Genomic DNA, 10,236 nt, shown 5'->3' with positions numbered 1-10,236 from the left:
GGGTGGGGAGGGGTGCCTGACGTTGTTGGTCATGTGTGGCTTGGAACAAAAAAAATGAGTGACATCGGAAACTGAATGGAAGCGGCACAGGAGAGTTCAAACGGTGACGGATATAAAAATGATGTTATTTTTGATACCTATAGTTGATCATAACTGCTGAAGTTTGATTTAATTGATTCATGTTCGTTTAGAATTTTTGGGAGACTTGTTTGCTCAGTTTCGATTAGTGTATTTCTTGAAAAGAAAGAAATGAGTTCACTGCTATACACTTCAAGTGGATAATTTGAGCAGTTTTTGTATTCTTGATAGTGTTCAATTTTTGACAATTCTAGTGCATCATGCTTTATGTTGTATTGAAATTTTGGATAATCTGAAATCAAATTTGTAAAAATTGAAAGAAAAGCAACACAATTGTAATTTTTTTCAGAATTATTGCTTATAATTCTTAATGTGTCAATTGTTGCATATACGAATAAAAGAATATCAATATATGCAAATTCATTTACATAAAGTTCATTATTTATTCTCAATTTAAATGTCGCTAAGAGAAAGCCAAGTGTGTCTCTAAATGATGAATCCTCACTTAGTTGCTCGCGGAAGCTTTTCCACTGGCCTTTCCACACTCTGTTGACAGCTGTGTATCTATTATAACGTCGAACTTCATATGCTTGAGCATGTTTGTTTGAGAAAAGTTTGTAGCCTTTTTTGTAAACCTCTTGAGAAAACCATATGTCTTCTGACAGTATACCTTTGAACTTGCTGAATCCTCCAGAAATATTCCAGACATCTTTTTGAAAGAGCCATGCTCCTCCATTGTTCAGTTTTTCAGTATATTCGGTTGCTGGATATCTTATGTAAAATTTTATGTATCTATCGACAATAGTTTCATGAAAAAAATAGGCTATTCCAGACGTGACGATGCCGATATCTTGACGAGCCGCAAATTGAATATTGTTATATAACCATTCTGTATTTAAACGTATATCGCAATCCAAAGAAAGCACAAATTTTCCTGTGACAGCTGAAATTCCAGCCTGTTTTGCCTCTGCAAATCCATGATTGCTTGAAAGCCTGATGACGGTTGCTTTGTCAGTTAAATAGCTTGGAGTGGAACCATCATCGACAACAATGATTCGAGATGGCCGCAGTGTCCATGAGCTAATGCTTTCAAGCAAATCATCAACTAAAGCATGGTCATTATAGGTGTATGTCACCATTGTGACATCAGGTGGAAAGGATTTCGATTTCAACGAATGTCCCATCAAAAAGAAAAATATTGATCAAAGTCCTGTATTCGCAGGGTGATCATGGCTCAAGGCTTCAGCTATTGTCCTGTGGGGCCGCGAAGAGAGCGAGATCTGGACGTGCTGTTTACTGCCTTCCCGTGATCATCCCTTCTTGGCCCGAAGCACAGCCCGTAAACGATCACGCTCCGCGGTGGCTCGGAGCAGTTCAAGGTCGATCTCGTCCTTGCGGGGAGGTGAGGCCTGTTCCAGTTCATGACTCAGGCGTTCCACCTTCCGCTCCAGGGCGTAGAGTTCTTGGGCAAGGGTGCGTACGGACATTCCGGGAGGTTATCGGTCAAGTGATCATCAAGCCGGGGCGCGCCGTTCCGGCACGTATTCGTGTGGAATCCTTTCTTCGTTCCAGTCCTGGGAGACGTAGAGGCCGCAGTAGCAACTGCCGTACTCCTTGACGTCCGGTTCCCGGTAGACGCAGGGGCAGATGATGTCCTTGTCCTGATCCTGGTCTCCGGAAGCCAGGCGGCAGGGACAGACCATGTAGCCGTGGCGCTCTTTGTTGGCCAGGAGAGAGGCCATCAGTTCCAGGATCATTTCCTTGTCCTTGTTGAAGAAATAGCCTTTGGGCTCCTGGATCTTGCGCAGGGTTTCGTAAAGCTGCTCGGGGGTCATGACGCGGAGGGCTCCCTGCCCAGGGCTTTTTCGATTTCTTCCTTCTTGAAGCCGACGATCACCGTGTCGCCGATGAGGATGGTCGGGAAACTCTGGGCCGGGTTGTGTTGTTTCATTTCCGTCAGGGCGTCGGTGCGTTCCTGGCCGGTCATCCAGTCCAGATGGACCGGGGTGTATTCCACGCCGCACTGGTCCAAAAATTCCTTGGCGCGTTTGCAGTGGATGCAGGTACTCAGGGCGTAGACGCGAATGGGGTCGGACATGAGGGAGGCTCCTTGTTGAGGTCGTTTTAACGTCAGACAATGGCTGGGCTGGGGCTTTACTCCGATGAAACGGGCTGATTGACCACGTTGGTGGGCCGACCTGACAGAAAGGCCTTGATGTTTTCCACCGTGGCTTCCAGGAGGCGTTTGCGGGAACTCAGGCTGGCCCAGGCCATGTGCGGGGTGATGAGGCAGTTTTTGGCGGAGAGCAGCGGGTTGTCCGGGCGGATGGGCTCCTCGGAGACCACGTCCACCGCGGCTCCGGCCAGGGCTCCGCTGTTCAGGGCTTCGGCCAGGTCGGACTCGCTGACCAGAGCGCCTCGGGAGGTGTTGATGAAAAATGCCGATTTTTTCATTCGGGCCAGCAAGGTTTTGTCAACAAAGCCGACGTTGTCTGGCTTCAGGGGGCAATGCAAGCTGATCACGTCCGCTTCCGCGAACACGTCCTCCAAGGCCTTCCAGGCAAAAGGCTTGTAAGAAGGTGTTTCCCTGATCCGAGGGGTGTAGACCTGGATGTCCATGCCCAGGGTGTGGGCCAGTTCGGCCACCAGGCGTCCGGTGCGGCCAAAGCCGATGATGCCCATTATCAGGCCGGAGAGTTCGATCTGCGGGGTCTTCCAAAAGCAGAAGTCCCTGGCCTTGGTCCATTCGCCGGCTCTGACCTCCCGGTCGTGCAGGGCCACCTGGTGGCAGTGTTCCAGGATCAGGGCCAGGACGAACTGAGCCACGGATTGGGCGGCGTAGCTGGGCACGTTGGAGACGGGAATACCGCGTCTAGAAGCGGCGTCCAGGTCCACCACGTCGTAGCCCGTGGCCATCACGGCGATGAATCGCAGCTTGTCCAGCTTGGCCAGGGTGTCCGCCCGTAGCGGGGTCTTGTTGGTCAGGAGGATGTCCGCGGACAGGGCCCGGGGCAGGATGTCTTTTGCAGCGGTGCGGTCATGGACCGTCAATGCGCCCAAGGTTTCCAGGGGCGTCCAGGGATTATCGCCGGGATTGATGGTCTTACCGTCCAGCACGACGATGTTCATAAGCGATCTCCAGGTTAGGTAAGGGCTTCAGGCGTATTGGAAGTTCGGAGCTCTGTTGTTGCTCGGCGTTCTATAATTGGGCTACCATCGATGAATGGTGAATATCAAGCGTCGGTGGATCGAGCGGCGGGGTAATACGACCAAGCTCTCAAATTACCAGGAAAATATTCCGCGGTTCGAACCCAAGCCCGAACGACCTCGATTCCTGGGGGTTGTGCCCGGTATGCGGGGGCGGTAAGAAAGCGTCGCCTTTGGCGCGATTGCCATGGATGCAAGGAACAACACTTTTGTGAAGGAGATCAATTCGTCATGAATTTATGTATTGTCGGTACGGGATACGTGGGGTTGGTGACCGCGGCTTGTTTCGCGGAAATGGGCAACAACGTGGTTTGCGTGGACGTGAACCCGGAGATCGTCAAAAATCTGACTCAGGGCAAAATCCATATCTTCGAGCCGGGGTTGGAAGAGATCGTGCAGCGGAACACGGAGCAGGGCCGGTTGCGCTTCACCACGGAACTGACGGATGGTCTGGATTCGGCCTTGTTCGTGATGATCTGCGTGGGGACCCCTTCCCGGCCCGATGGCAGTTGCGACCTGCGTTTCGTCCACCAGGTGGCCCGAGACGTGGGCAAGCTCATGAAGGAGTACAAGGTCGTGGTGAACAAATCCACGGTCCCGGTGGGCACGGCCGATCAGGTGCGGGCGCTGATCCTGGAAGAACAGCAGGCCCGCGGGGTGAGCATCGAGTTCGACGTGGTCTCCAATCCGGAATTCCTCAAGGAAGGCGACGCGGTCAACGATTTCATGAAACCGGATCGGGTGGTGGTGGGCACGGACAACGTCCGGGTGGGCGAACTGCTCAAGGCCCTGTACGCGCCGTTCGCTCGCAGCCGGGAAAAGCTGATCATCATGGGCGTGCGTAGTTCGGAGATGACCAAGTACGCTGCCAACTGCATGCTGGCCACCAAGATTTCGTTCATCAACGAAATCGCCAATATCTGCGAACGGGTCGGCGCGGACGTCAACGACGTACGCATGGGCATCGGTTCGGATTCGCGCATTGGTCGGCACTTCATCTACCCGGGCCTGGGGTACGGCGGCTCCTGCTTTCCCAAGGACGTCCGCGCCCTGATCGACACGGCCGCTAGCAGTGGCTACGAACCCGGGGTGCTCAAGGCCGTGGACGGGTTGAACATGCGTCAGAAGCGGAGCTTGGTGGACAAGATTTCCGCTTACTTCGCTCAGCAAGGCGGGGTGCGGGACAAGACCCTGGCCTTGTGGGGCGTGGCCTTCAAGCCGAACACGGACGACATCCGCGAGGCCCCGGCCCTGGAACTGATTGCGGAATTGACCTCGGCCGGGATGCGGGTCCGGGCCTTTGATCCGGCGGCGGGGGAAAAGGCTCGCGAGGCCTTGGCGGACAATCCGCTGGTATCCTTTCATGCCAACCAGTACGAAGTGCTGGACGGCGCGGACGTGTTGGCCGTGGCCACTGAGTGGAACCAGTTCCGCAATCCGGATTTTCAGCGGATTCGCAAAAACCTGACCGAGGCGATTATTTTCGACGGCCGGAATCTGTATGATCCGGAATTTCTGAAGCGCTTCGATCTGGAGTACGTCTGCATCGGACGGGGGCACTTGGCAGGCAGGGCGGTGTCGTAGTGCTATGCTGATGGAAGCACGGCACGCCAACGTAGGGGCACGGCGCGCCGTGCCCCTACTACGTTGCGTGCCGTTTCATTGAGGATGAGTGCACCGGGCAAGGCAAACCCGGAGTGGGCAATTAAGGCGGATTCAGAATGGGCAGGGCGTTTCGATTCGTGGATGGGTGGCGAAGGGTTGGCCTCGCTGGCAGAAGCGTAGCTGCAGTTCCTGCAAAATGAGCCGTTCATAATTCTCCACCGGCAGTTCCGGGTAGATGTCGTGCTCGTGAAAAAAACCTTCCATGAATTGGCTTTCTTCCCAAAAATCCAAAAGATCCTCATCGCCGAGCATCTTGACGTGTTCGTCCAGGGAGACAGATACGGCGGAATGTTCGTGGTAATAAGCCATGCTGCTGGATGACCTCCGATGGGTTTTGCTGGGCGCGCGGCGACGCTCCCGGATCGCGACAGGGCGCAGTTGTAATGAACTGGGAGATTTTTGCAACCGGGAAATTTTTGGGAACCGCTCGCTTCGCTCAGGGCGCAAAGCGAGCCAAGGTAACTGTTCAGCACAGAGTAATGCCATTGCCGGGGTCGGAGTCGGAATCGGAATCGGGATCGAAAACGCTGGGGTGTGTTCTTATTTTTTTCTGTTCCGATCCCGATTCCGACCCCGATTTCGATTGCCGGAGTAAGAGCAGACACAAAATGTGCAAAGTAGATACCCGCCAAGAAGAGATTTCTCCAGAAATGATGGGCAATGTTTTGGAAAGAAAGTGCTTTCGACGATGAACAATAGAGGTGACGGTTCGTGTATTTGACCAAGGACGTTCAAGAGTTTTTACGAGGGCGGAAGGATGCGCTGTACGTGCACAAAAGCGGTCCGGCGACCCAGGCCTACCTGGCCGAGTCTTTGTTGGCCAAAGGGCAAAACGTTGTGTTGGTGGTGCCGGAGGCCAAGCAGGTTCCGGAAATGGAGGCCCTGGTCCGATTGTTTTCCCGGGACGAGCAGGACCTGTTCTGGAAGCGGCGTTGGTTCTCCCTGCCCGCCTATCCGCCCGAGGACCCGTTGCACGCGGACCCCGGCGCTTGGAGCAGGCGATGGTTGACCCTCTTCGCGCTGCACGGCGCGGTGCGTCCCTTTGGCCTGGTGCTGAGCGTGGAGAATTTTTTGTCCAAATGGCCGCCCCGGGAGGAGGTGGAGAACGCGTTTCTGCACCTGAGCGTGGGCGAGGAAATCTCTCCGGACCTGATCCTGGAACAACTGATTTCCTGGGGCTACCGCCGGTCGTCCATGGTTGGCGCCGTTGGCGAGATCGCCCGACGCGGCGACATCCTGGACGTGTTTCCGCCGGGCTTCGAGATTCCGTTGCGGATGGAGTTTTTCGGTGAGCACCTGGAGAGCATGCGCCTGTTCGAACCCTTGCGCCAGCGCTCCATGGAGGATGTTCCGGACGCGATCATCCTGCCGGTGGCCCCGGCTCTGCTGAGCCCGGAGTCCATGTCCCGAGCCCAGGCTTGCTGGCAGCGCTTCGACGCCACCGGCGAGGTCTCGGACCGTGGCCACGGGGCCTTGCTGCGGGCTTTGGAGCGCGGCGACGGGCGGATGGCGCCGGGGGTGTACTACGAGCGGTTTTCGACCCTGAACCAATGGATACCCGAGAATACCACGTTTCTGCTTTCCGGGTCGTCCCAACTGCGGCCGCGACTGGAAGAGGGCGAGTGGGCCTGGCAGGCGTTTCTTGAGGAGACGGCACGGGAAAACGACTGCGAAGCCGAGGTCCGCTGGCTGCGGTCCAGTGTGATCCAACCCGCTTCCTCGGCCAGACTGGCGTGGCACAACCAGCCCCAGATGGTTTTCGAGGACTTGCTCATCGGTGTGGATCGCCAGGGCGTCGATCTGCCGGAAAAGACTTTCGGCTCGTTCCAGGAACTGTTCTGGCGTCCCGAGGCCCGGCAACGTCCTTGGAGCACGCTGATGCAGGCCCTGCGCACGTGGCAAGATGAGCGGCCCCAGGTGCTGATCGCATTTCATTCGGATCATTCCAGGAACCGGTTCGGCACGCGGTTGGCCGAAGAAGGTATCTCCTTTGGTGAATCCTTCGATCCCCGAGGGCAGGGGGTAGCCCTGGTTCGCTCCTCCCTGCGCAAGGGACTGGATCTGGAATGGAACGGCCTGTTGCTTTTGGCCGAGGACGTACTTCAGCCCGACGAAAAGAAAGGCCCGGCCCGCCAGGCCCATAAAAAGGGCTTTGCCGGGCTGGACTCCTTTGACGAATTGTCCGCCGGGGATCTGCTGGTGCACCGGGATTACGGCCTGGGCCGCTTCGACGGGCTGCACCGGGTGCGGATCGGGGACGCGGCCAACGATTATCTGCTGATTGAATATGCTGGGGAGGACAAGCTGTATTTGCCCGTGGACCGCCTGAACCTGGTCCAGCGCTACAAGGGGCCCGAGAGCGCGTCCCCGAGTCTGGACCGGCTGGGCGGGGCGCAGTGGTCCAAGACCAAGGAACGGGCGCGTAAGGCCATTGAAAAGATCGCTCAGGATCTGGTGGAAATCTATGCCTATCGTCGGGTCGCCAAGGGCTACGCCTACAGTCCGATGAACGAGATGTACCGGGATTTCGAGGCTTCTTTTGGGTACGAGGAGACTCCGGACCAGTCCCGGGCCATCGACGACGTACTTGCGGACATGGATTTGCCTCAGCCGATGGACCGTCTGGTCTGCGGGGACGTGGGCTTCGGCAAGACCGAGGTGGCCATGCGCTCGGCCTTCCGGGCGGTGATGGACGGCAAGCAGGTGGCCCTGCTCTGCCCGACCACGGTCCTGGCCGAGCAGCACTACCAGAATTTCCGGATGCGCATGGAACACTTTCCGGTCCAGGTGGCCATGCTCAGCCGCTTCGTGCCCAAGGTCCGCCAGAAGCAGGTTCTGGAGGCAGCGGCCCGGGGCCGAGTGGACATTCTCATCGGCACCCATCGGCTGATCTCCGACGACGTGCACCTGCCCAACCTGGGCCTGCTGATCCTGGACGAGGAACAGCGTTTCGGGGTCAAGCACAAGGAAAAGCTCAAGAAACTGCGGAAGAACGTGGACGTGCTGACCCTCACGGCCACGCCCATCCCCCGGACCCTCCAGCTTTCTCTTTCCGGAATCCGCTCTCTGAGTGTCATCGAGACCCCGCCCGTGGACCGCAAACCGGTGCAGACCTTTCTTCTGGAACGCGACGCCGGAATGCTCCGCCGGGCTCTGGCCCAGGAACTGGAACGCGGCGGCCAGGCGTTCTGGGTGCACAACCGGGTCCAGGGGCTGGAGCAGGTGGTGGAATACGTGCGTTCCTTGGCCCCGGAGGCCCGAATCGGCATGGCCCACGGTCAGATGAGCGCGACCATGTTGGAGGAGGCCATGCATAAATTCTGGCACGGCGAGCTGGACATCCTGGTCTGCACCGCGATCATCGAGTCCGGCCTGGACTTTCCCCGGGCCAACACATTGATCGTGGACCAAGCTCAGATGTTTGGGCTGGGACAGCTCTATCAGTTGCGGGGGCGAGTGGGCCGAAGCGAGCGCCAAGCCTCCGCCTATTTCGTGGTGAATAACCTGAACGGCCTGCCGGAATCCACCCGCAAGCGGCTGCAGGTCATCCTGGACATGGATTATCTGGGCGCGGGCTTTTTCGTGGCCATGGAAGACCTGCGGCTGCGCGGGGCCGGGAACATCCTGGGCGAGACCCAGTCAGGGACCATTTCCAAGGTTGGGCTGGAGTTGTTTTTGGAGATGCTGGAGAACGAAGTCCGACGTCTCAAGGGCGAAGCTCCCCGGGAGGATGCGCAAACCGAGATGAACGTCCTGTATCCGGCGCATATTCCAGAGGGCTATATTCCAGAAGCCCGGGACCGGCTGCATTTCTACAAGGCCTTATCTTCGGCGGGCACGAACCAGGCGGCTTTGGAGATCGAGGGGGAGGTCAAGGACCGATTCGGGAGTTTTCCCGAGGAACTGCGAACCTTTTTGGAGGTCGTCCGGCTGAAACGGTTGTTGTCCTCCCTGAAAGCGGTCAAGGCCGACCTGCTGCCGGGCAAGGTGGTCGTGGCTTGGCCGGATGGGACCAATGGGAGAAAGGACGAGCCCGGCGATTCAGGTGGGTTGGACTTGGCCGTCCTGGATGCCATCGTTCCCTGGGTTCTTCAACACCAGGACCAGGCACGGCTGCTCCCGCCCAATCGGGTGGAGTTGCGCTTTGCGGACAAGGCGGCTAACTATAGGCATTTGCAACAAGCCACGACCTTGCTTTCCGAGCTGACGCCGTCGCGTCCCGCTTCGTCATGATCTCCATGCGTCAATACTCCTTGCACCCCAACGCCTACCAGGCTTCAGTCCCACCCGTCTTCCCGACCGCTTCTTTGGTTGGATTTCGGGGCGCCTTTTCTGCCGCTTCCCTGGCTGCTTTCTTGGGCATGATCATGCTGTTGTTCCTGATTTTGGGATGCTCCGCGCCGTTGGACGAGCAGGGCGTCGTGGCACGGGTCAACGGCGAAGCCGTGTTCCTCTCTGAAATCGAGGCCGTGCATGATCTGAAATACTTGGCGGGCATGACACACCAAGTGAACTCTTTGCCTCGTCTGCGGGAAGAGTACGGCGCCGTGCTGACCGAGATTCTGATCCAGCGCTTAGTGGCCCGTTATCTGGCTGATCACGGCCTGGCCGTGACCGACGAGGAAATGGAAGCGGCGGAGATGGTGGTCCGTGCCGACTATCCGGAAGGGGCTTTCGAGCAGATGCTGATCGAGGAATATATTCATCTGGATCGCTGGCGGGAGCAGCTCCGGGCCGGACTGAATCAAAATAAGCTGGTCCAGAAGGTGCTGCGGCCTTCCATATCCATTGATTATCTGGAAGTGGACGCCTATTATCGGGAGCGTATCGCCGACTTTTACCTGCGACCCCGGGTGCGGTTTTTGTTGGTCCAAGGCCAGGAACGGGACTTGGTGGAGAAGGTGCTGGAACTCTCCGCCACCGAGCCTGATCCTGACGTGCTGGGGCAGCGCTTTGACAGGGTGGACGTGCATGCTTATGCCTTGAGAGAGGACAACATCCCTGGAGACTGGCAGGCGTTGCTGTCCGGCTTGGAACCCAAGCAGGCGACGAGCATCCTGTCGCGCAACCCGGACGGATACCAGGTTCTGGTTTTACTGGAGCGAACCGAGGGGCGAATTGTCGATCCGGCCCAGGCCTATCCGTTGGTGGAACGGATTCTGCTCGAGAGCAAACTTCGGGAGGCCTTTGACGCATGGCTCACCGAGGCGTTGCGGTCCGCCAGCATTCAGGTCAACCATCAATTATTGGCACGGGAATGATCCAACTCTGAACTGAAGTCTCTGC

General features: G+C 57.0%; 9 protein-coding genes. 3 read left to right on the top strand and 6 right to left on the bottom strand.

Annotation, left to right across the window (positions count from 1 at the left end; all coding sequences use genetic code 11):
- Positions 1-137: 137 nt before the first annotated feature.
- The 5 genes from C6366_RS14885 to C6366_RS14870 all read right to left on the bottom strand — a co-directional run bounded on the left by C6366_RS14885 (position 138) and on the right by C6366_RS14870 (position 3,207).
- Positions 138-1,217 (bottom strand): glycosyltransferase, encoded by a 1,080-nt coding sequence (locus C6366_RS14885; RefSeq protein WP_158269808.1) that lies wholly within the window; start codon positions 1,215-1,217, stop codon positions 138-140.
- A gap of 171 nt (positions 1,218-1,388) precedes the next feature.
- Positions 1,389-1,565: a hypothetical protein gene (locus C6366_RS19685; RefSeq protein WP_158269807.1), complete on the bottom strand. Its 177-nt coding sequence runs from the start codon at positions 1,563-1,565 to the stop codon at positions 1,389-1,391.
- A gap of 27 nt (positions 1,566-1,592) precedes the next feature.
- Complete coding sequence (locus C6366_RS14880; protein ID WP_107739272.1) at positions 1,593-1,913, bottom strand: ferredoxin-thioredoxin reductase catalytic domain-containing protein; 321 nt, start codon at positions 1,911-1,913, stop codon at positions 1,593-1,595.
- Positions 1,910-2,176, bottom strand: a complete 267-nt coding sequence (locus tag C6366_RS14875; RefSeq protein ID WP_107739270.1) for a glutaredoxin family protein — start codon at positions 2,174-2,176, stop codon at positions 1,910-1,912. Before C6366_RS14875 ends, C6366_RS14880 begins: the two co-directional genes overlap by 4 nt.
- A 56-nt stretch (positions 2,177-2,232) precedes the next feature.
- On the bottom strand, positions 2,233-3,207 hold the full coding sequence (locus tag C6366_RS14870; protein WP_107739268.1) for a D-2-hydroxyacid dehydrogenase: 975 nt from the start codon (positions 3,205-3,207) through the stop codon (positions 2,233-2,235).
- 309 nt (positions 3,208-3,516) lie between these two features.
- On the opposite strand from C6366_RS14870, the gene C6366_RS14865 reads away from it, so the two are divergent.
- Positions 3,517-4,869 carry a UDP-glucose/GDP-mannose dehydrogenase family protein gene (locus C6366_RS14865; RefSeq protein ID WP_107739266.1) on the top strand — a complete coding sequence of 451 codons (1,353 nt, stop codon included), beginning with the start codon at positions 3,517-3,519 and terminating at the stop codon, positions 4,867-4,869.
- 132 nt (positions 4,870-5,001) lie between these two features.
- Here the strand turns inward: C6366_RS14865 and C6366_RS14860 are convergent, their stop codons facing one another.
- Positions 5,002-5,259: a hypothetical protein gene (locus tag C6366_RS14860; protein WP_107739264.1), complete on the bottom strand. Its 258-nt coding sequence runs from the start codon at positions 5,257-5,259 to the stop codon at positions 5,002-5,004.
- Positions 5,260-5,661: 402 nt separating this feature from the next.
- On the opposite strand from C6366_RS14860, the gene mfd reads away from it, so the two are divergent.
- Entirely contained in the window at positions 5,662-9,183 is a 3,522-nt protein-coding gene (gene mfd, locus C6366_RS14855) for a transcription-repair coupling factor (protein ID WP_233248520.1), read from the top strand.
- Entirely contained in the window at positions 9,180-10,211 is a 1,032-nt protein-coding gene (locus tag C6366_RS14850) for a peptidylprolyl isomerase (RefSeq protein WP_107739262.1), read from the top strand. The genes mfd and C6366_RS14850 overlap by 4 nt, the downstream gene beginning before the upstream one ends.
- Positions 10,212-10,236: the final 25 nt, after the last annotated feature.

Source organism: Desulfonatronum sp. SC1, from assembly GCF_003046795.1.
Classification (GTDB): Bacteria; Desulfobacterota; Desulfovibrionia; order Desulfovibrionales; family Desulfonatronaceae; genus Desulfonatronum.
This window is presented reverse-complemented; position numbering and strand designations above follow the sequence as displayed.

What these genes read in the sequence shown, in the direction of transcription:
- C6366_RS14885 (WP_158269808.1), bottom strand. Translation starts at nt 1,217, where the DNA reads ATGGTGACATACACCTATAATGACCATGCTTTAGTTGATGATTTGCTT.
- C6366_RS19685 (WP_158269807.1), bottom strand. Translation starts at nt 1,565, where the DNA reads ATGTCCGTACGCACCCTTGCCCAAGAACTCTACGCCCTGGAGCGGAAG.
- C6366_RS14880 (WP_107739272.1), bottom strand. Translation starts at nt 1,913, where the DNA reads ATGACCCCCGAGCAGCTTTACGAAACCCTGCGCAAGATCCAGGAGCCC.
- C6366_RS14875 (WP_107739270.1), bottom strand. Translation starts at nt 2,176, where the DNA reads ATGTCCGACCCCATTCGCGTCTACGCCCTGAGTACCTGCATCCACTGC.
- C6366_RS14870 (WP_107739268.1), bottom strand. Translation starts at nt 3,207, where the DNA reads ATGAACATCGTCGTGCTGGACGGTAAGACCATCAATCCCGGCGATAAT.
- C6366_RS14865 (WP_107739266.1), top strand. Translation starts at nt 3,517, where the DNA reads ATGAATTTATGTATTGTCGGTACGGGATACGTGGGGTTGGTGACCGCG.
- C6366_RS14860 (WP_107739264.1), bottom strand. Translation starts at nt 5,259, where the DNA reads ATGGCTTATTACCACGAACATTCCGCCGTATCTGTCTCCCTGGACGAA.
- C6366_RS14850 (WP_107739262.1), top strand. Translation starts at nt 9,180, where the DNA reads ATGATCTCCATGCGTCAATACTCCTTGCACCCCAACGCCTACCAGGCT.